This is a genomic window from Buchnera aphidicola (Floraphis choui) (assembly GCA_039830045.1).
In the GTDB taxonomy this organism is placed as follows: domain Bacteria; phylum Pseudomonadota; class Gammaproteobacteria; order Enterobacterales; family Enterobacteriaceae; genus Buchnera_B; species Buchnera_B aphidicola_AX.
Map to the genome: position 1 here is coordinate 593,914 of CP140044.1, position 22,306 is coordinate 616,219.

At 24.8% G+C, this 22,306-nt stretch carries 18 protein-coding genes and 4 tRNA genes; 6 read left to right on the plus strand and 16 right to left on the minus strand.

Annotated elements, in window-relative coordinates:
• Nucleotides 1–108: 108 nt before the first annotated feature.
• The 4 genes from UAT33_02760 to dapF all read right to left on the minus strand — a co-directional run bounded on the left by UAT33_02760 (nt 109) and on the right by dapF (nt 6,002).
• A complete protein-coding gene (locus tag UAT33_02760) occupies nt 109–1,296 on the minus strand; it encodes a hypothetical protein (GenBank protein ID XBC43839.1) in 1,188 nt (395 codons plus the stop codon).
• Nucleotides 1,297–2,008: 712 nt separating this feature from the next.
• Nucleotides 2,009–3,493 (minus strand): inorganic phosphate transporter, encoded by a 1,485-nt coding sequence (locus tag UAT33_02765; GenBank protein ID XBC43840.1) that lies wholly within the window; start codon nt 3,491–3,493, stop codon nt 2,009–2,011.
• Between the two features lie 200 nt (nt 3,494–3,693).
• Nucleotides 3,694–4,974, minus strand: a complete 1,281-nt coding sequence (locus UAT33_02770; protein ID XBC43841.1) for an MFS transporter — start codon at nt 4,972–4,974, stop codon at nt 3,694–3,696.
• A 203-nt stretch (nt 4,975–5,177) separates the two neighbouring features.
• Complete coding sequence (gene dapF / locus UAT33_02775; GenBank protein ID XBC44122.1) at nt 5,178–6,002, minus strand: diaminopimelate epimerase; 825 nt, start codon at nt 6,000–6,002, stop codon at nt 5,178–5,180.
• A 248-nt stretch (nt 6,003–6,250) separates the two neighbouring features.
• On the opposite strand from dapF, the gene cyaY reads away from it, so the two are divergent.
• Entirely contained in the window at nt 6,251–6,598 is a 348-nt protein-coding gene (gene cyaY / locus UAT33_02780) for an iron donor protein CyaY (protein XBC43842.1), read from the plus strand.
• 267 nt (nt 6,599–6,865) lie between these two features.
• On the opposite strand, the gene UAT33_02785 is transcribed toward cyaY, so the two are convergent.
• From UAT33_02785 to UAT33_02825, 9 genes are all read right to left on the minus strand, one after another.
• Nucleotides 6,866–6,939, minus strand: a tRNA-Pro gene (locus UAT33_02785).
• Between the two features lie 37 nt (nt 6,940–6,976).
• Nucleotides 6,977–7,052: transfer RNA gene (locus tag UAT33_02790), tRNA-His, on the minus strand.
• Nucleotides 7,053–7,076: 24 nt separating this feature from the next.
• Nucleotides 7,077–7,150: transfer RNA gene (locus UAT33_02795), tRNA-Arg, on the minus strand.
• A 300-nt stretch (nt 7,151–7,450) separates the two neighbouring features.
• Complete coding sequence (rho, locus tag UAT33_02800) at nt 7,451–8,710, minus strand: transcription termination factor Rho (GenBank protein ID XBC43843.1); 1,260 nt, start codon at nt 8,708–8,710, stop codon at nt 7,451–7,453.
• 197 nt (nt 8,711–8,907) lie between these two features.
• Nucleotides 8,908–9,237, minus strand: a complete 330-nt coding sequence (gene trxA, locus UAT33_02805; GenBank protein XBC43844.1) for a thioredoxin TrxA — start codon at nt 9,235–9,237, stop codon at nt 8,908–8,910.
• Between the two features lie 151 nt (nt 9,238–9,388).
• Entirely contained in the window at nt 9,389–11,314 is a 1,926-nt protein-coding gene (locus tag UAT33_02810; GenBank protein ID XBC43845.1) for a UvrD-helicase domain-containing protein, read from the minus strand.
• A gap of 93 nt (nt 11,315–11,407) precedes the next feature.
• Nucleotides 11,408–12,880, minus strand: coding sequence for a ketol-acid reductoisomerase (gene ilvC / locus UAT33_02815; GenBank protein ID XBC43846.1), 1,473 nt, complete (start codon nt 12,878–12,880; stop codon nt 11,408–11,410).
• A 72-nt stretch (nt 12,881–12,952) separates the two neighbouring features.
• On the minus strand, nt 12,953–14,794 hold the full coding sequence (gene ilvD / locus UAT33_02820; GenBank protein ID XBC43847.1) for a dihydroxy-acid dehydratase: 1,842 nt from the start codon (nt 14,792–14,794) through the stop codon (nt 12,953–12,955).
• A 190-nt stretch (nt 14,795–14,984) separates the two neighbouring features.
• Nucleotides 14,985–15,057 (minus strand) — tRNA-Trp (locus tag UAT33_02825).
• Between the two features lie 265 nt (nt 15,058–15,322).
• On the opposite strand from UAT33_02825, the gene UAT33_02830 reads away from it, so the two are divergent.
• From UAT33_02830 to fdx, 5 genes are all read left to right on the plus strand, one after another.
• On the plus strand, nt 15,323–16,537 hold the full coding sequence (locus tag UAT33_02830; protein ID XBC43848.1) for an IscS subfamily cysteine desulfurase: 1,215 nt from the start codon (nt 15,323–15,325) through the stop codon (nt 16,535–16,537).
• A 28-nt stretch (nt 16,538–16,565) separates the two neighbouring features.
• A complete protein-coding gene (gene iscU, locus UAT33_02835) occupies nt 16,566–16,952 on the plus strand; it encodes a Fe-S cluster assembly scaffold IscU (GenBank protein ID XBC43849.1) in 387 nt (128 codons plus the stop codon).
• A gap of 118 nt (nt 16,953–17,070) precedes the next feature.
• On the plus strand, nt 17,071–17,577 hold the full coding sequence (gene hscB / locus UAT33_02840) for a Fe-S protein assembly co-chaperone HscB (protein XBC43850.1): 507 nt from the start codon (nt 17,071–17,073) through the stop codon (nt 17,575–17,577).
• A 26-nt stretch (nt 17,578–17,603) separates the two neighbouring features.
• Entirely contained in the window at nt 17,604–19,136 is a 1,533-nt protein-coding gene (hscA, locus tag UAT33_02845) for a Fe-S protein assembly chaperone HscA (protein XBC43851.1), read from the plus strand.
• A gap of 182 nt (nt 19,137–19,318) precedes the next feature.
• The gene (gene fdx / locus UAT33_02850; GenBank protein ID XBC43852.1) at nt 19,319–19,645 is read left to right on the plus strand and encodes an ISC system 2Fe-2S type ferredoxin; all 327 of its coding nucleotides are present in this window, start codon (nt 19,319–19,321) and stop codon (nt 19,643–19,645) included.
• A gap of 57 nt (nt 19,646–19,702) precedes the next feature.
• On the opposite strand, the gene der is transcribed toward fdx, so the two are convergent.
• From der to UAT33_02865, 3 genes are all read right to left on the minus strand, one after another.
• Complete coding sequence (der, locus tag UAT33_02855; protein XBC44123.1) at nt 19,703–20,881, minus strand: ribosome biogenesis GTPase Der; 1,179 nt, start codon at nt 20,879–20,881, stop codon at nt 19,703–19,705.
• Nucleotides 20,878–21,078, minus strand: a complete 201-nt coding sequence (locus tag UAT33_02860; protein ID XBC43853.1) for a GTPase — start codon at nt 21,076–21,078, stop codon at nt 20,878–20,880. Before UAT33_02860 ends, der begins: the two co-directional genes overlap by 4 nt.
• A gap of 69 nt (nt 21,079–21,147) precedes the next feature.
• Entirely contained in the window at nt 21,148–21,756 is a 609-nt protein-coding gene (locus UAT33_02865; protein XBC43854.1) for a tetratricopeptide repeat protein, read from the minus strand.
• Nucleotides 21,757–22,306: the final 550 nt, after the last annotated feature.

Below are 22,306 nucleotides of genomic sequence, written 5' to 3' on the forward strand. Positions count from 1 at the left end.
AGTATATAAATAATGAAATTTATATACTTCAATAATTATGCGGCTTATTGATAAAACAATAATGATTACTTACATACCCAAATACTTGTTTAACAAACAAAACTAATTTTACATTAAAAAGTATGCATATTCTATATTTGGAGCATGGTCTTTAGAAAGAATCATTGATGTTTGTACTCCAAATGAATCATATGTATTACCATCTAGTTTATAGCTAGAATCTAACTGTGACTTACTAGTAGCAACTAACTGAAATGTTCCATTATTTAACTCATCTACAACATAAGAAACATTCATATCTTTCAACTTCAAATCAGCTAATTCTGGACGTTCGGAAAATAACTCAATATATGGTTGAGAAAATAAATCAAGATGAGAATATGAAGAAATTAACTGTCTTGATTCTAAATTAGGTATCGCATATTTAAAACTAGTTAACATATCCTCTGGAGAACGTTTAGAAATTTTTTGTCCATTAACCTGTAATACAGAATTTTCTCCTTCAAAAAGAAAACTATCATTTAACTTTACAGTCTTACTTAACTCATTAAAATGATTTTGAAATTTCTGACCTACAGATGTATGAAATTTATCACCGTTCGTTTTTAAAGTAAACCAATAAGGTTTTTTTAAATCCTTATCTTCAATTGCTTGTTCACTTGTCTGAATAGCATTATCTGTTGATATTATATTATTAGATTTAATTTCAGTATTATTGTGATCTGAACTAGAGGTAATACTGTCGTAAAATCCAGTAACCGTAGATATTACACTTTTACCAAAATCAACAGAAGCATCAAATACAGATTTTCCTGTATCTTTTATGAATTTAATAGTTGCATTAAAAACTCGCTCTCCAGTATCATATATCGATACACAAGTATCTGATACTGTACTCAGTAACGCATCAAAAAAATGTGTTATAGGAGTAAAATTAAAATTTAATGCCTCTGGAAGAGTAAACTCTGGTGTTACATTTTTAAAAAAAGTATAAACAGGTATAAAAAACGAAGCAAAACCTTTCAATTTTTCTATTTTATTCGAATCCTCATCTGTTAATGAGTAATTATCCATTACAGCGGGATCCATTGAAAAATCTATAGTTTGATCGTCAGGAAAAACAGGATACACAACATTTAATTTATCTTGAAAAGAGAAAACTTGTACCATATGACTCGATTCAGGAGTAGAATAAATGTCATTATCTTGATTTTTTTCTATTGAAGTACCTTGAGGGAGTGTGCTTTTATTCACATCTGAAAGTTGTATACCATCTACAACTGAAATTGATGACATAATATTACGTCCTCTTTTTTTTATTAATTCTTTTTACTTTAATTTAACTTTTTAGTCAAGTTTTGTATAACATTTTACAAAAAATATTTTTAACATTTCAAAAACAATTAACTATTATAAATATAACATATCTTATTTTCATCCACTAAGTTAGTGACATTTAATACTATTATTAAAAATAAAACAATATTATTAATTATATTTTTAATGCTATTATTAACAATTTATAATTTCATTATAACCAATTTAAAATATCTATATAAATTAAATTCACTTTAAAAAGAGTTAAAATCTATATTTTTAATCTTAACATCTTTCATAAATTATAACATCAAATATTATTTATTATAAATTTATTCTTCAATCTGTCTAATTTAGTTCGTTTTTAAAATATATCTTAGTATATATTAGATTTTTTCTAACATAAAACTTTTAATATCATTAATATTATAATAAAAGTTAAACAATAATTTTAAAAATTTAAATTAATTAAATCAATTTAACTATTCTTTTCGAATTAAATATTTTAAAAAAGATACAAATATTTCTACAATATTCTAACATGTAATTATTATATAAAACATTTTTAAAATATTTGATCATTTCGAAACTTTAAACAAATATTTAAATGTTATAATATTTATCCAAAATTACATAATGATAAAACATATTTTATAAAAATAGTTAATTAATTAATTAACTAATTAATTAATTAAAACAATGTTAAACTAATCCAGTACAAAATACTAGATAACAAAATAGAAACAGGAAAAGTCAATATCCAAGAAGTAATTATATTTTTTATAGTACTAGTTTGTATTCCATATCCATCAATTAATACAGATCCAGCTATAGAAGATGAAACAATATGAGTTGTTGATACTGGAATTCCCGTATAACTTGCTGTACCTATAGAAATAGCAGATGTTAATTGAGATGATATAGCTTGTGCATATGTCATGTCTTGTTTTCCAATTTTTTCTCCAAACGTAATTGTTATTCTTTTCCATCCTATTACAGTACCAATAGATAATGATAATGCTACTAATGTAATAATCCATATAGGTGCATATTCAATAGTATGTAATAAACTTTCTTTTAAATTATTTAAAAAAATTTTATCATCAGACTGAATGGAAGAGTATTGATTAATTATTTCTATAAATTCAGTAATATAAAGTAACGATTGACGCAATATATAACGTTGATCAACATTTAATTCTTTATAATCAAGTGCATTTTTTAACAATTTACATGAATTATGAAAAATACTTAATATTTTTTCTTCAGGAGATGCTGAAAACAATACTAAATTTGAATTTTTTATATGAGTAGTCATTGTGTCTAAACTAACTTTTAAATTTAATTTATTATGAATATAATATTTTTCTAAATCAAAAATAGAATTCCTAGTTTTCTCAATATCATTTTGTGACGCATTTAAATTGACAAAATATCCTGATGGAGAAATGCATATTAACACTAACATAATCAATCCAATTCCTTTTTGACCATCATTTGCTCCATGCGAATAACTCACACCAATAGAGGATAAAATTAATATAATTTTAATTAAAAATGGAGGACTAATATTTTTAGTACATTTTTCATAATTTTTTGGAGTAATATCAAGATAATAATTTTTTCGATTAATCTTACAAAAATACTTTAAAACAAGAACTAACGTACCAGCTACTATTAACCCTAATATAGGAGAAATAATTAAAGATAAAAATACGTTTGATAACTTATTTACATTAAAAATGTCTATTAAAGATAAGTGATTACTTATAGCATAAGTAATATTAATTCCAATAATAGTTCCAATTAATGTATGAGAACTAGAAATTGGTAAGTAGAGCAACCATGTACATAAGTTCCATAAAATAGCAGCAAATAACATAGAAAAAATAGCTTTTAAACCGTATGAAGAATCAATATTAAGCAATAAATCAATTGAAAGAAGGTGTACAATTGTATAAGCTACACTCAGCCCTCCAAATACCACTCCTAAAAAGTTAAATATCCCAGAAATTATCACTGCTAATTCTGAGCTAAGTGCATGAGTATAAATTACAGTGGCTATGGCATTAGCAGAATCATGAAAACCATTAATTACTTCATATAACAAAATTATTGAAAAGGCAAAAATAGCTAACATACTATCATAATCAAAATGCGAAAAAAAATATGGCATAATCTTTAAACCATTTTAAAGATATAAACTCAATTCATTATCTGTGAAAAAGATAGATTAAGAAAGATATAACACATGCAATTATTATAAAATTTTATTTTAGATAAAATTATCGAAATATTAATCAATTAATTATTAATTCAAAAATTTTTATAATTCTTCAAAAAAGACAATATAAAACTAGAATAATATTTTAATATCTATTTCATATTAACTTTATAAGTTATTCTATTTAGTTTAATTGCTAATACCATTCCAATACATAAAGCAATAATTATAAACACTGAAATTCCTATCCATCCGTTTATTACCCAAAAAATTCCACTTATCGTGCCTAAAACACTAGATCCTAAATAATATGAGAATAAATAAATAGATGAAACATAACATCGATTATTGTTTGCTTGTTGACCAATCCACGTACTAGTAACCGAATGTGCTGCAAAAAATCCAGCTGAAAATAAGAATAAACCCAAAAAAATTAAAACTATTTCATTCCATTGGGAAATACAAAGACCTAAAATCATCATCGTTAAAGATGTTATTAATACGATACCTTTTCCATATTTTTCAACAAGCATGCCTGCTTTAGGAGAACTGTATACGCCTATTAAATAAATAATTGATAAAATACTAATAGTTTTTTGATGCAATAAAAACGGTTTGGATAATAATCTATATCCAATATAGTTAAAAACTGTAATAAAACTCCCCATCAAAAAAAATCCCATTAAAAATAATTTAGACAAAACAGGATGCTTCCATTGCAATAAAAAATGCATAAAAATTTTTCTAGGATGTAAAGAAACTGAATGAAAATTATTAGAATGTGGCAAAAAAATCAAAAATAATACTGAAAAAATAAAAGCTAAAACACTAATCCATTCTAATACTAATTGCCATGAAATACTTTCTGCTAGGACACTACTAAATAACCTACCACAAAAGCCGCCAATAGTATTACCACTAATATACAATCCCATGGAAAGCGATAAAGTACTAGGATGAATTTCTTCACTTAGATACGTCATAGCTACTGCTGCTACACCACTTAACGCCAATCCTGTAAGTGCTCGCATGAATATAATGTGTTCCCAACTAGTCATTTTCGAACAACAAAAAGTAAACAAAGCTGCTAAAAATAAAGAGCTTGACATGACCTTTTTTCTTCCTATTTTATCTGATAATGGACCTGTAAATAACATTCCCATTGCCATCATAGCAGTAGAAGAAGATAACGATAAGCTACTTTCCGCAGGACTTAAAGAAAAATTTTTTGAAAATAAAAATAGAATGGGTTGAACACAATATAAAATAGAAAACGTTGAAAAACCCGCTAAAAACAAAGAAATTGTTACCACTAAAAATTTTTTTGTACCTTTTTTTACATAATGTTTACTATTATTTGTATTCTCTTTAATTTTTAAATTTTTACACTTATGAATATAATATTGGTCTTGCAAAACTAGCTTCTTATTCAAAAAATTCAAAATATATCCCTTTTTTTAAGAATACAATTTTAAACTAAATGTTCTAAAATATATTTAAAATACTATATAGTAATAAAAAGTTTTACTATATAAGAGATTTTTATTAAATATTAACAATACTTTATTAAAAACACTTCTACTAATAACAAAACACATAATGTCTAATAGATATACATAAAAACCATATAATTATGTTATAAGTAAAAACATCCATCGTAAATATGTGTGGCTGAACCTATCATGTATAATTTTTCTAAATTACCATTCCAATTAATTTGTAATTTTCCACCTAATAAATCAACCTGAACTTCATTTAATAACATATTCTGTTTAATTCCAACTGCAACAGAAGCACATGCACCACTACCACATGAACGTGTTTCTCCCACTCCTCTCTCATACACTCGAAGAGCAATATGTTTCTTCGATATAATTTCCATAAAACTAACATTGACTCCCTCAGGAAATAATTTATGAGTACTTAAAATAGATCCAACTTCTCTTACTGGATAATTTTTTATATCTTTTTCAATTATAACGCAATGAGGATTACCCATCGATACTACATAATAATTTATAATTTTTCCTAAAACCAATGTAGAATAATATTTTTTAGTATCACAACTTAAATAAGGAACATATTTTGGATTAAAATTAGGAACACCCATATCTACACAAATATCTTTATTTTTCAATACATATAAAATAATTATTCTATTTACAGTACTAATATTAATTATTTTTTTCTTAGTAATTCCTTTCAATATTAAAAATAAAGCTAAACACCTAGCGCCATTACCACATTGTGATACCTCATCTCCACTGGCATTAAAAATCCGGTAATGAAAATCCACATCTTTTCTTTTAGGTGATTCTAACAATAATAATTGATCAAAACCAATTCCTGTATACCGATTTGACAAACACTTTATAAACGTTGATGTAATAACAAAATTACCTTTAATATTATTTAAAACTATAAAATCATTTTCTAAACCATGCATCTTAGAAAAATATATTTTTGCTTTTTTTTAATTAACATATAATTATATATTTATTTTTTGTATACTAAATTGTACTATGTTAAAATTAAAATTCAATTATAATTTTCTAAAATTATATCTTTTAATTTTTTTAAAAATATTCTAAAATACTATTCTGATAGAATATCAAAAACTAAAGTTTATCTTATACATTGCATATAACAATATTATTGTTATAATCTAATAAAAAAATTCAGTACTTATATAAAAAAGTAAAAACCGCAATGAATGATTACAATTTTCATAAATTAGCTGATAAACTATTTTTTACTATTGAAAAAAAAATTGATGATTATAATGGAAAATCAGATATTGATTGTGAAATATATCATAATATGATAGAAATAACTTTTGAAAATAAAAGCAAAATAATTATTAATCGACAAGAGCCGCTTCAACAAATTTGGTTAGCTACTAAAAAATCAGGATATCATTTTGAATATGTAAAAAAAGAATGGATATGTAATCGAACTAAAAAAGAGCTATGGACAGTTTTAGAACAATCGTGTTCAGATCAAGCTAACGAAAAAATAATATTTACCGTACCAAGAAACATAACTTATAAAAATTAATAATAAATTATATCTAAAATATATATATTAAATTCTAATATATTATGTATTATGCTATCAAATTCAAGTTAATAATTTAATTTTTAATTCAATTTCTAAAAAATTCACATTATTACCAATATTTCATATTATAAAAAATAAGAAATTACATTAATTTAAATGATCTAGAAAAATAAATTATATCTTATTATATCAATAATATGATCTTTAAGGATATACTCTAAAAAAATAATATTTTTAAATATTATAAACATTTAAGTTAATATCTCGGTGAGAGAGGATTTGAACCTCTGACCTACTGGTCCCAAACCAGTTGCGCTACCAAGCTGCGCTACTCACCGATAACATATTAAATAATAAAAAATAAAAAAGAACTTATGGGGTGACCAATGGGTCTCGAACCCATGACATCTGGAATCACAATCCAGGACTCTACCAACTGAGCTATGGTCACCATAATATAAAAATATTTAAATTTTGCGTTCGACAGGAATTGAACCTGTGACCTCTACCTTCGGAGGGTAATGCTCTATCCAACTGAGCTACGAACGCTTTTATAAAATATAATATTTTCATATTATGAGTATTTTTTTATAATGTCCAGCTTTTTTTAAGTAATTAATTATTTAAATTATACTAATCGTATTAAATGTAACTTTAACAAAATTAGCTACATTAAATAATGTTAAAAATTTACTATAAGAAACATCAATAAAAACAATGTTTTTTATATTAAATTTTTTCAATAAATAATATTAATTATATAAATTATCACTACTTACAAAAATATGATCCAACAATATTAATAAACAGCATTTAATACTATTATTTAAAATAATAAATACTAAAATATTAAGAACGTTTCATCATATCAAAGAATTCATTATTAGTTTTAGTCATTGCCAACTTATTTATTAAAAATTCCATAGCATCAATTTCACCCATAGGGTGAATTATTTTACGTAAAATCCACATTTTCTGAAGTTCATCCGGTTGAGTTAACAACTCTTCTTTTCTTGTCCCTGACCTATTATAGTCAATAGCAGGAAAAACACGTTTTTCTGCTATTTTTCTTGATAAAGGTAATTCCATATTTCCAGTTCCTTTAAATTCTTCATAAATTACTTCATCCATTTTCGAACCTGTATCAACTAATGCTGTAGCAATAATAGTTAAACTGCCTCCTTCTTCTACATTACGTGCAGCACCAAAAAATCGCTTAGGCCTATGTAATGCATTGGCATCTACTCCACCTGTTAAAACCTTTCCTGACGCTGGTACTACTGTATTATAAGCTCTTGCCAACCGAGTAATAGAATCTAATAATATAATCACATCTTTTTTATGCTCTACCAATCTTTTTGCTTTTTCAATTACCATTTCTGCAACTTGTACATGTCTAGATGCTGGTTCATCAAACGTAGAAGCAACTACTTCTCCTTTAACTAATCTACACATTTCAGTTACTTCTTCTGGTCTTTCATCTATAAGCAAGACCATTAATACACAATCAGGATGATTATAAGCAATACTCTGCGCTATATTTTGCAAAAGCATTGTTTTTCCAGCTTTAGGAGGAGCAACAATTAAACCTCTTTGCCCTCTACCAATAGGAGAAGCTAAATCTAATACACGTGCCGTTAAATCTTCAGTAGAACCATTTCCTCGTTCCATTCTTAAACGAGAATTAGCATGCAAAGGAGTTAAATTCTCAAATAAAATTTTACTTCTAGCATTTTCAGGTTTATCATAATTCACTTCATTAACTTTTAACAATGCAAAATATCTTTCGCCTTCTTTTGGAGGACGAATCTTTCCAGAAATAGTATCACCAGTTCGCAAATTAAATCTTCGAATTTGACTAGGAGAAACATAAATATCATCAGGACCAGCTAAATACGAACTATCAGACGAACGTAAAAAACCAAATCCATCTTGTAAAATTTCTAATACACCGTCTCCAAATATATCTTCTCCACTTTTTGCATGTTGTTTTAATATAGAAAAAATAATATCTTGTTTTCTCATGCGTGCTAAATTTTCCAGTCCTGCATGGTCACCAAGAATAATTAATTCAGAAACTGGTATATTTTTTAATGCAGTAAGATTCATAATGATAGGTTCTTAGTAAGATCAGAGTCAATCTTGAAATGATATATAAACAAATAAAATAAAATAATTTAAACAAAACCAACTAGTTTTTTCATAATATTTAAAAACTAAAAACGTTTAATACTACCACATTGGCAGTATTAAATCTATAAATTTTAAAAAATTTTAATATCTAAGATAAAAACATAATTTTCAAACTATTTTAAATTAGAATCTAAAAAATCTTTTAATTGAATTTTTGACAATGCGCCGATCTTAGTTGCTATTAATTCTCCTTTTTTGAATAACAATAACGCAGGAATGCCTCTAATAGAATATTTCGGGGCAATATTAGGATAAGAATCAATATTAATTTTTGCAACAATCAAACGATCACTATATTCTATAGATATTTCCTCTAAAATAGGCGCTAAAATTTTACATGGATTACACCAATCAGCCCAAAAATCAACTAAAACTATGTGATTTGATTCTAAAACGTTTTTACTAAAATTATCATCAGTTAAATTAACTATATTTCTTGTCATGCTTTACCCTTAATAAGAATAATAATTTTATATATTTATATAATTTTTATTGAAACATTAAAGTTTTACAAATACAATATATTTTAATAATTATCTTAATATTTTGCATACTTTATTAATACAAGAAATACTTTTTATCAAAATCACTTATTCATATTTCATTCTTTTTATTCCAAAACAAATCACTTTCTGGTAATTCCAATAAAAATCGACTAGGTATAGTACGAATAATCTCTCCATATTGACAACGTGTTTCAGAATAACTAAAAAATAATTCTTTTCTAGCTCTAGTAATTCCAACATAAGTTAATCGTCGTTCTTCATCTAAATTATTACTAATAGAATTATAATGTGGTAAAATCCCTTCTTCCATACCTACTATAAACACATAATGAAACTCTAATCCTTTTGAAGCATGTAATGTCATTAACTGAATTTTATCAATATTAACATTTTTATCTTTTAATTCATTTTGAAGAATAAATTGAGTAATAATTTCTGATAAAAAACTAGATTCATTATTATTTTTGTATTCACTTACTAATTCAGAAATCCAATCTAATAATGTACATATATTTTTTATACATATTTCATAAACTTGTGAATTCTTTAAAACTTTTAGTAACCATATATCATATTGTATACTAGAAATTAAGTTTTTTAATACTTTTATAGGATCAACAAAAATACTTTTTTTTAAATTCTGTATTAATATTATAAAATTTTGTAATGCATTGAAACTACGAAGCGTTAAACTATGTTTTAAACCAATATCACTACTAGAAAAAAATAAACTTTTTTTTCTTTTCTTACTCCACTCTTGTAATTTATTTAAAGTTATATTTCCTATTCCTCTAGAAGGTCGATTTATTATTTTTAAAAAAGCTATATCATCATTAGGATTAAGAATTAATTTTAAATAAGCTAATATATCTTTTATTTCAACTCGAGAAAAAAAAGAAGAATTGGTTACAACATGATATGGAATTTTAAAATTTACTAGCACTTTTTCAAAAACCTTTACTTGATAATTATTTCGATATAATATGGCATAATCTTGATATCTAGTCATATAACAAGATTTATGAATTAATATTTTTCTCGATATTAACTTTGCTTCTTCTTCTTCACTTCTAGCGGACATGATAGTAACGATAGGCCCATAATCTGAATTAGAAAATAATTCTTTTTTCAAAAAAAGAGGATTGTTTTCTATTAAAACATTGGCAACTCTCAAAATTCTTCCGGACGAACGATAATTATGCTCTAATTTTATTATATGCAACTTAGGATAATCTAATTTTAACAATGAAAAATTTCGTAACCTAGCTCCTCTCCAGGAGTAAATAGACTGATTATCATCACCTACTAAAGTAAATTTTGCGTTATTTTTACTTAATAATTTTATTAATTCATATTGAATAAAATTAGTATCCTGATATTCATCAACTAACAAATATTGAATTTTTCTTTCCCACTTCTCTCTTAAAAACTCATTATTTTTTAATAATAATGTAGGAATAAAAATTAAATCATCAAAATCCAACGTATTACACGATCTAAGATACAACTCATATAATTCATAATAATAAGCATAATTTTTTTCTAAAATAGATACAGAATTAATTTTTGCATCAGAAACATTTACCAAATTGTTTTTCCAATTAGAAATTATCATACGAATTTTTTTTAAAAATATTTTATCTTTTTTATGTATAATATTTTTTAACGCAACCATTTGATCCTGTTCATCAAAAATTGAAAAGTTAGATTGAATATTTAATCGATCTAATTCAGATTTAATAATCTCTAATCCTAATGAATGAAAAGTAGAAATAGTAATTTTTTTTATAATATCTAAAGATAATTGATTAGAAAGTCTAATTTTCATTTCATTTGCAGCTTTATTTGTAAAGGTAATGGCAAAAATTTCATTCGGATTAAAATTACATTTATTAATTAAATGAACAATTTTTTTTATGATTACTTGTGTTTTTCCCGATCCTGCTCCAGCTAATATTAAACAAGGACCTAAGACGTAGCGAACAGCTTTATCTTGATTAGAATTTAAATCCATAAATGTAATTTTATAATATACTATCTAATATAAAAATATAATAACATCATTTTAATATCAAATATTAATTAATTATTGTTAATTTCAGTGATATTATCGTATTTTAATAGGTTTCATACCAATCATATATCTTCTTAATTTTTTTCCAACGATTTCTATAGGATGATTTTCAATTTCATCGTTAATCGTGTTCAAAATCATATTATCTAATTCTACGTCAACAATTTTACTACCAAGATCACCTATCTTCAACTCATTCATAAATTTTTTTAACAATGGTATTGCAGACTGTGAAAACAAATAGCTACCATATTCAGCAGTATCAGATATTACTAAGTTCATTTCATAAAGTCGTTTTCGAGCAATAGTATTGGCTATTAAAGGTAATTCATGCAAAGATTCATAATATGCAGATTCTTCTTTTATTCCTGTTTCAACCATAATTTCAAATGATAATTCAATCCCAGCCTTCAACATCGCAACCATTAACAATCCATGGTCAAAATATTCTTGTTCTAATACATTTTGAGTACAAATATTACATTGTTCAAAACTAGTATCTTTTACTTCTGCTCTCCACTTTTTTAATTGTGTATCATTATTATTCCAATCACATATCATATTTTTAGAAAATTCACCAGAAATAATGTCGTCCATATGTTTTCTAAATAATGGAGATAAAACTATTTTTAACTTGTTAGATAAAATACATGCTCTAATTTTTGCAGTATTAGACAATCTATCTAACATTAATGTAATTCCACCATGTTTTAACGATTCAGTAATAACTTCCCATCCTGACTGAATTAATTTTCCTGAATAACTTGAATTGTGCCCTTGAAATATAAGTTGTTCATAACAAACTAAAGAACACGCTTGTAACATTCCACACAAAATAGTTTGTTCACCCATTAAATCTGATTTAACTTCTGCAATAAAAGAAGAATATAAAATACCTGCACGATGACTACCGATTGAAATAGCCCAAAATTTAGCAATTTTAAGTCCAATATGATTTGGATCATTTTCAGAATGTACAGAAATCAAAGCAGGAACACCAAAACCTCTTACATATTCTTCTCTTACTTCTGTTCCTGGACACTTCGGAGCAACCATAATTACCGTAATGTCAGAACGTATTAATTGCCCAATTTCAACAATGCTAAAACCATGAGAAAAACCAAGAATAGAATTTTTTTTCATAAGTTTTTGTAGTAATTCTACTACTTGTTTATGCTGTTTATCAGGAGTTAAATTTATAACTAAATCTGCCGTTGGAATCATATCTTCATATGTACCAACAAAAAATCCATTTTTAGTAGCATTTATCCATGAATTATTTTTTTTTGAAATAGAACTAGAACGCAATGCATAAGAAATATGCAAGCCTGAGTCACGCATGTTTAACCCTTGATTTAAACCTTGCGATCCACAACCAACAATAACAATATTTTTTTCTTTTAAAAGATTAAATTCCATAGATAAAGAAGTAATATCAATTAATTTGCATGTTTGTAAATTAATTAATTTCTGACGAAAATTAAGTGAATTAAAATAATTTTTCATAAAATTCCATATTTAGTAAAGTTTTTTATTGCATAAATTAAAAAATAAGTTATATTTAATAAAAATATAGCTTTAAAAATTATGTTTTCTAACCGCACCTTGATCAGCACTCGTAGCAAAAAATGAATATATTTTTAACGCAGAAGAAATATAACGTTTTCGAAATATAGGAGTATAAGACAATTCTCCTCTTGTATCTTCATGCCTTTTTCTTAACAATAATTCATCTTTAGTTATATCTAAATTTATCTTTCGATTAGGAATATCAATATCAATAACATCACCATTTTTAATTAGAGCAATATTACCTTTACTAGCTGCTTCAGGGGAAATATGTCCTATAGATAAGCCAGATGTACCGCCAGAAAATCGACCATCAGTTATTAAAGCACAATATTTATCTAATCTCATTGACTTTAAATAAGTAGTAGGATACAACATTTCTTGCATACCAGGGCCACCTTTTGGGCCTTCATAACGAATTACAACTACACTACCTTTTATTATTTTCCCTGATAAAATTGCTTTTACTGCATCTTCTTGACTTTCAAATACTATTGCATTACCTCTAAATATTAAATTTTTATTGTTTACACCAGCAGTTTTAACAACACAACCATTTTCTGCAATATTTCCATATAGTACAGCTAACCCTCCATCATCACTAAAAGAAAATTCACAAGACCGAATACATCCTTTTTCACGATCTTTGTCTAATGAATGCCATCTATATTCTTGTGTAAATGGTTTTACTGCCCTTTTTCCAAGAGGCCCCGCGCGATACATACTAATTATATCTTTATCTTTTGAAGTTAAAATATTATATTTATTTAATGTTTCTTCTAAATTTAATCCAAGTATATTAAATGTATCCTTATTTAGCAAATTCACATAATTCAATTCTGCAAGTAAAGCCATAACTCCGCCGGCACGATGAAAATCTTCCATATGATATATAGAATTACTCGGAGAAATTTTACATAAATGAGGTATTTTTTTAGATAAATAATCAATATCTAACATTGTAAAATTAATTTTACCTTCTTGAGCTGCCGCTAATAAATGCAAAATAGTATTCGTTGATCCACCCATAGAAATATCTAAAGACATAGCATTTAAAAAAGCTTTCCTTGAAGCTATATTTCGAGGTAATACACGTTTATTGTTATTCTTATAATAGTCTTTAGTAATTTCAACTATTACTTTTCCCGAATCAATAAACAATTGCTTTCTGTCTACATGAGTCGCTAATAATGTTCCATTTCCGGGTAATGATAAACCTAATGCTTCAATAAGACAGTTCATAGAATTTGCAGTAAACAAACCAGAACAAGATCCACATGTAGGACAAGCAGAATTTTCAATTTTATTTACTAAATCATCGGAAACACTTGGATTCGCACTATATAAAATTGCATCTACTAAATCTACCTTTTTTTCCTTTCCTTCTATGATAATCTTACCTGATTCCATAGGACCACCAGAAACAAAAACACATGGAATATTTAAACGTAACGCTGCCATCAACATTCCTGGAGTAATTTTATCACAATTTGAAATACAAATCATAGCATCTGCACAATGCGCATTAATCATATATTCTATAGAATCTGATATTAATTCACGAGATGGAAGAGAATACAACATACCAGAGTGACCCATAGCGATACCATCGTCTATAGCAATAGTATTAAATTCTTTAGCTACTCCTCCTTTTAAATTAATTTCATTAGCAACAAGTTTTCCTAATTCTCGCAAATGAATGTGACCAGGAACAAATTCAGTAAAAGAATTAACAACAGCAATTATTGGTTTATTAAAATCTAAATCTGTCATTCCTGTAGCTTTCCACAATGATCTCGCTCCTGCCATATTACGTCCTTGAGTAGTGGTTGAAGAACGATATTTTGGCATAATTTTTCCTTAAAAAAGTATTTTAAATTTAAAATTATAATTATATATTTTGTTTCGAATTACAAAGAAGAATATACTTGCCAAAAAGAAAGGATATATAAAATAAAAACCTAAAACTAAAAAATTTAAAAGCTAACTAAACTAAAAAATAAACTTTAATTACTTTTAAAATAATATATTTAAAAATCTTCAGGGGTGAAGGGAATTGAACCCCTAACATTCGGTTTTGGAGACCGATGCTCTACCAATTGAACTACACCCCTAACATTTATTTTTAATATATAATTATAATTAAAACGATTAATTAATTTTTAGTATACTATTAAATATAATATAAGTCTAGCATCAACTAATTGATAAATTGGTATTTGCAATACTATAAATTTATTAATAATTTATTTATTTATATAATTTTTCCAAAACTATTTATAAGACCTTTTTATTATTTTATAAAAAACCTCATAACAAAGTTTAATTTTAGTAATAACCAACAAAGTTATTTAAATTTGTAATAAAGAGTAAAATATAATGAAACTTCCTATTTATTTAGATTACGCAGCAACAACACCAATGGAACCTCAAGTTATGGAAAAAATGATAAAATTTCTGACATTAGAAGGTACATTTGGAAATCCAGCTTCCCGTTCACACCAATTTGGATGGAAAGCAGAAGAAGCAGTTGATATTGCAAGAAATCAAATTTCTGAACTAATTAATGCAGATCCTAGAGAAATTGTTTTTACTTCAGGTGCCACTGAATCTAATAATTTAGCAATTAAAGGTGCTACAGACTTTTACAAAAAAAAAGGAAATCACATTATCACCAGTAAAACAGAACACAAAGCAGTATTAGATCCTTGCAAATATCTAGAAAATAAAGGATTTCGCGTAACATATTTAAATCCATTAAAAAATGGAATAATCAATTCAAAACAACTAAAAAACAGTATCTGTGAAAATACTATACTTGTTTCCATTATGCATGTAAATAATGAAACTGGTGTAATACAAAATATTCAATATTTATCCGAAATTTGTGCTCACTATGGAATCTTATTTCATGTTGATGCTACCCAAAGTATAGGAAAATTACATATTAATTTAAAAAAATTAAAAGTAGACTTAATGTCATTTTCCGCACATAAAATTTACGGTCCTAAAGGTATTGGTGCATTATACGTTCGGAGAAAACCTCGCGTACGATTATCTGCACAAATTCACGGAGGAGGACACGAAAGAGGTATGAGATCAGGTACTTTACCTGTACATCAAATCGTAGGTATGGGAATAGCATATCATCTCGCTAAAAAAAATATAAATAACGACTATATATATTTAATTAATCTTCGAAATTATTTATGGGATGGACTTAAAAATATTGAAGAAGTATATTTAAATAGCAATCTAAAAAATGGGGCACCACATATATTAAATGTTAGTTTCAACTATATAGAAGGTGAATCTTTAATAATGGCATTAAAAGACATAGCAATTTCATCAGGTTCAGCTTGTACATCAGCTAGTCTAGAGCCTTCATATGTACTTCGAGCTTTAGGCGTAAAAGATGAATTAGCTCATAGCTCTATTCGTTTTTCTATTGGACGTTTTACTACTAAATCAGAAATAGACTATACTATTAAAATAGTACGAAAATCTATTGACCGTCTAAGAAATCTATCACCACTTTGGGAAATGTTTAAATCTGGAATTAATTTAGATACTGTAAATTGGACACATGATTAATCATAAATATCCAAATAGGAAAAATAAAATGACTTATAGCAAAAAAGTATTAGATCATTATGAAAATCCACGAAACGTAGGCTCATTTTCTAATTCTGATTCTAATATTGGAAGTGGTTTAGTAGGAGCTCCAGCATGCGGAGATGTAATGAAATTACAAATAAAAGTAGATGATAACGATATTATAAAAGATGCTCGCTTTAAAACTTATGGATGTGGATCAGCAATTGCTTCTAGTTCTTTAATTACAGAATGGATCATAGGAAAATCATTATCAGAAGCTGAAAATATTAAAAATACTAACATAGCAGAAGAACTTGATTTGCCTCCAGTAAAAATACACTGTTCTATTTTAGCTGAAGATGCGATTAAAGCTGCAATTACCAATTATAGAAGTAAAAAAAAGAAAAAATAAAACTTTAAAATACTTATATAAATATAAAAAACATAAAAACGTGTTGAAAACTTAAATTCATTTCAACACGTTTAAAATTAATCAAAAATAATCTAATTTTAATAAAAAGTACAAATATATGAATTACTTTCAATTATTCAATCTGCCTCAAAAATTCGAAATTAATATAGAAAAACTTAAATTACAATTTTATAAATTACAAAAACAATATCACCCTGATATAAGTGATAACATTTTCGAAAACAAAAATAATAAATATTTAGACAAATCTATAAGTATAAATAAAGGATATCAAACTCTTAAAGATCCATTAAAACGAGCCGAACACTTATTATTACTAAATTCATATGATTTTAAAAAAAAACAAAAAGAACTATCTGAAAATATATTTCTCTATAAACAGCTAGAATTATATGAAAAACTAGACAAATTAAAAAAAAACATTAAAAAAAAACTAGAATTACATAACTTTTATAATAATATTAAAAACAAAAAAAAGTGCTATTTACTAGAATTAGAATTAATGCTGGATAAAAAAAATTGGAAATTAGCAGCAACTATATTATATAAGCTATTTTTTTATAAAAAGCTTGAAGAAAAATTAGAAAACGTTGAAAATATATAACGTTAAATATTAAATTGAGAACATTAATGATTACAATTAAAAAAATTAATAAAAATTCAAAAAAAAATATACATAATACTATCAATGATAGTATATCATTCGGTATCGATTTTGGAACTACCTACTCACTAATAGCTACTACTATATCAAAAGAAACTACTATAATTTCTGATGAAGAAAATCGCATACTTTTACCTTCAATAGTAAACTATAGTCATTCTAAACCTATTGTAGGATGGCCTGCTAAAAATATGGTTATAAGCGATCCCATTAATACAATAACTTCAATAAAACGCTTAATCGGGCATTCTTTAGAAGAAATCAAAAAATTATATCCTCATTTACCTTATCACTTTAAAAAAAATAAAAACAATACTGTTTCATTTATTATAAATAATCACATAATAAGTACTATTAACGTATCAAATCAAATTTTTAACAAATTAAAAAAACGTGCAGTGTCTTTATTTAATAAAGAAATAAATGGAGTAGTGATTACTGTCCCAGCAAATTTTAATGATATACAAAGACAAGAAATAAAAAAATCAGCAGAACTTTCAGGTTTAAATGTATTGCGTTTAATAAATGAACCCACTGCAGCAGCAATTGCATACGGACTGCAATTAAAAGAAAAAGGAATTATTGCAATATACGATTTAGGTGGAGGAACATTCGATATTTCCATACTAAACTTAGATAATAATATCTTTGAAGTATTATCTACTTCTGGTAGTACTAATTTAGGAGGAGATGATATCGATTATTTATTATTCAATTACATAAAAAATAAAATCATACCATTTCAATTAAATGATATATCATCAGAAAAAGAACTATTAAATCTTGCCCAATCAATTAAAATTCAATTAAGTTCTAAATATTATGTAACTGCTGCATTTAAATCACATAATTTTTGTATTACTCGAATGGAGTTTAATAACATAATTCAACCTATTATTTCAGAAACATTAATTATCTGTAGAAATTCATTAAAAGCTGCTAAAATTTCCATAAATAACGTAAACTTTATTGTTTTAGTAGGAGGATCAACATATATCCCAGCAATAAGACAGCATGTCACAAAATATTTTAAAAAATCTCCTTTATTTTCAATTAATCCAGAACAAGTTGTAGTCGTAGGAGCAGCTATCCAAGCTAATATGCTAACCAAAGAAAATAAAAAAAATAATATTATATTATTAGATGTAATTCCTTTATCATTAGGCATTGAAATAATGGGAAATATGGTTGAAAAAATAATTTTCAAAAATACTAAACTTCCTATTTCACAAACAAGACAATTTACAACTTTTAAAGATAAACAAAAATCTATATTAATTCACATTTTGCAAGGAGAAGGAAATTTAGTACATGATTGCCAATCTTTATCGAAATTTGTACTAACAGAAATACCAGAAAAACCAGCTGGAAAAATAATTATTATTGTAAAATTTCAAATAGACGTCAGTGGTTTATTAACTGTTACAGCTAAAATAAAATCGACAAAAATTAAAAAAAATATATTAGTTAATCCTATTTATAAATTAAATACATTATAAATTTATAACAAAAAAATAAATAATCTTCGTATAAATCATAAAAATATCATATAATTTATTTATATATATCAAAAATACAAATAATTGATTGTTCAAAAGAATCATTTTATTCACAATAAAAGTTTTATTAATACATTTAAAAAAATCAATATAACTAATTAAAATATAAGACTATACATACTATGCCAAAAATTACATTTCTACCTCATAAAATATTATTACCAAAAGGCGGGACCTTTTACGCTAAAGAAGGAGAAACAATTTTAGAAGTTGCACTAAAAAATAACATAAATATTGAACATTCTTGCAATAGAGCTTGTGTATGTACTACATGTCATTGCTTTATAAAAAAAGGATATTCTTCTTTATCAATATGTCAAGAAGAAGAAGAAGATATCCTGGACAAAGCATGGGGAGTACAACCAAATAGCAGACTTAGTTGTCAAGCTAAAGTTATAAATCATGACATAGAAGTTGAAATTCCTATATATACAATAAATCAATTTTAAAATTTCAAACTTATATTGTATAAAAACAAAGATATTTAATAAAATTATTATTAAATACTACTTTAAAAAAGGATTTTTATTATTTTTAAAATAAAAATGTATAGGATTTCCTACTAATTTTAAAGTTTTTATAAAATAATTAGAAAGATATTGTTTGTAATTACTTGAAAGATGATTAAGTTTATTTCCATGAACAATAATTTTTAATGGATTTTGATCACCTAAATGAGCATATTTTAATTTTATTCTAACTCCCCTTATCATAGGAGGTTGATACTTTTCCACAGCTAAATTCATGATTTCTGTCAGTCTTGAAGTATTTAATTTTTTTATAGAGTTCTGAAATATTTTATCAATTAATTCGAAAATTTTCTTTACCCCTAATCCATTAATAGCAGAAATAAAATGAACTACTCCAATTTTCATTATTTTCAAACGTTCTAACGATACGAGCTTTCTCTTATCATATTGAGATATTTTATCGCATTTATTAAATAATATAACTACTCCACAACCACTATCAATAATATAGTTAAATAAAAATAAATCTTGATTAGAGATAACATCTGTAGCGTCTAACATTAATATAACTACATTAGCTAATTTAATAGAATGCAATGATTTTTCAATTGAAAATTTCTCTACATAATTAGAAATTTTATTTTTTCTTCTTATACCAGCTGTATCAATAAAAACATAGTTTTTATTTTCATATGTAATAACATTCCAAATACTATCCCTAGTAGTTCCTGGATAATCATCAACAATCATTCTATTTTCATTCAGAATATTATTAATTAAAGTTGACTTACCTACATTTGGTTTACCGATAACAGCTATCTTGATAAAATTAACATTTTTTTCTAATCGTGTCTTTCCTTTTTCTCTTTCAAAAATACTAAAAAATAAAGATTTTCTTTCATCGTAATTTGAAGTATTTAATTTTAATAAGTTTAAAAAATATTTTTGAATTAAAATTGTTATACCTATCCCATTAGTAGCAGAAACAGCATGAATTTCTGAAAAACCTAAAGAATAAAAATCTACTTTTTCTAATACAGGATCTAATCCATCTATTTTATTAACAATAACTAATACATTTTTTTTATATGTTCTAATTATGTCAGCTACATTAAAATCTTCATTTACTAATCCATCTCTAGCGCTAACTACAAAACAAATTAAATCAGCTTCTCTAATAGAAGATATAACTTGCTCTAAAATTTTTTGATCTATATTTTTTTTTTACTATTTATTCCAGCAGTATCAATAACAGTAATTACTTTATCTTGAATTTTTATATATCCATATTTTCGATCTCTAGTCAATTTTAAACAATTTGAAACCAGTGCATTACGTGAATTAGTTAACCTATTAAATAAAGTAGACTTACCAACGTTAGTTCTTCCTATCAATGCAATTACAGGAAACATAATAATTATTATCTCTCATATTATCATTCATTATTCTTTGTTATTTATAAATTATATAAAAATTTAATTTCATTTCTTAATACTATTTAATTTTATATTTATGATTTCTTTTAATTGTTCCTTATTTTGAAAATATAAACTTTTTTCCCATTCTAAAATAGCTTGTTTTATATTATTTAATGCAAAAAAAACATCTCCTTTAAAATTATATTTAATGCTCTTCCAATCATCATCTATTATATGATTAATAGTTTGAATTGAATCTATTTTTTTGTTTAATTGAAACTGTATCTTAGAAAGATTTAAAATCATTATGTTAAAAATATTTACATCAGAAGCATATACCAAATTTTTTTTTAATACTAAATAAGCATCTTGTAATACATTATTATTTACATACATTTTAGCTAATTGCAATGATGCCAAAGAACCATAAACATTACTTTTATTCATCTCAATAAATTTAATTATTCTATCCATAGATTTTTTATTATTATAATTAATGTTTTTAATAATTTTTTCGTAATCCTCTATATATACAAAACGATTTAAATAAAATTTATCAAAATAAAAAAAAAGAAAAACAAAAACTAAAAAAAACAAAAATATACCACTTTTTTGTACATAATTTAACTTACTATGTATTTTATACTTTTTTTTTAAACATATTTTAAACACTTATCATATCAAAAATTAATAAAAATCTTGAAAGTACCAAATCACAATATAAACACGTTTGAATAAACATAAGTATACTATGAAATATTCAAAAAACATACCTAAAATTTATTATTTGTATACATATATCATTTATAAGCTATTAATAAAATTAATACTAAAAATTTTATATTAATTTAACATCCTATATAAATAATATTTCCAAAATTTCTCAATTTATTCATCAAAATCATACTTGTTTAAAAAGTCAAATCTGCAAAATAAATAAGTATATATAAATATATTTATATATACTCAATATATTTATATATACTCAATAAATAAATAAGTATATATAAATATATTTATATATACTCAATATATTTATATATACTCAATAAATAAATATTTATATATACTCAATAAATAAATAAGTATATATAAATATATTTATATATACTCAATATATTTATATATACTCAATAAATAAATAAGTATATATAAATATATTTATATATACTCAATATATTTATTATAATATTGCATTAAACATATTAATTAGAGATTATCA

Bases quoted from the DNA above. Each gene is read 5' to 3' on its own strand.
- UAT33_02830 (XBC43848.1), top strand. From the start codon at position 15,323: ATGAAACTTCCTATTTATTTAGATTACGCAGCAACAACACCAATGGAA.
- cyaY (XBC43842.1), top strand. From the start codon at position 6,251: ATGAATGATTACAATTTTCATAAATTAGCTGATAAACTATTTTTTACT.
- hscB (XBC43850.1), top strand. From the start codon at position 17,071: ATGAATTACTTTCAATTATTCAATCTGCCTCAAAAATTCGAAATTAAT.
- ilvC (XBC43846.1), bottom strand. From the start codon at position 12,880: ATGAAAAATTATTTTAATTCACTTAATTTTCGTCAGAAATTAATTAAT.
- UAT33_02860 (XBC43853.1), bottom strand. From the start codon at position 21,078: ATGTTTCCTGTAATTGCATTGATAGGAAGAACTAACGTTGGTAAGTCT.
- iscU (XBC43849.1), top strand. From the start codon at position 16,566: ATGACTTATAGCAAAAAAGTATTAGATCATTATGAAAATCCACGAAAC.
- hscA (XBC43851.1), top strand. From the start codon at position 17,604: ATGATTACAATTAAAAAAATTAATAAAAATTCAAAAAAAAATATACAT.
- UAT33_02810 (XBC43845.1), bottom strand. From the start codon at position 11,314: ATGGATTTAAATTCTAATCAAGATAAAGCTGTTCGCTACGTCTTAGGT.
- UAT33_02765 (XBC43840.1), bottom strand. From the start codon at position 3,493: ATGCCATATTTTTTTTCGCATTTTGATTATGATAGTATGTTAGCTATT.
- UAT33_02760 (XBC43839.1), bottom strand. From the start codon at position 1,296: ATGTCATCAATTTCAGTTGTAGATGGTATACAACTTTCAGATGTGAAT.
- ilvD (XBC43847.1), bottom strand. From the start codon at position 14,794: ATGCCAAAATATCGTTCTTCAACCACTACTCAAGGACGTAATATGGCA.
- fdx (XBC43852.1), top strand. From the start codon at position 19,319: ATGCCAAAAATTACATTTCTACCTCATAAAATATTATTACCAAAAGGC.
- rho (XBC43843.1), bottom strand. From the start codon at position 8,710: ATGAATCTTACTGCATTAAAAAATATACCAGTTTCTGAATTAATTATT.
- trxA (XBC43844.1), bottom strand. From the start codon at position 9,237: ATGACAAGAAATATAGTTAATTTAACTGATGATAATTTTAGTAAAAAC.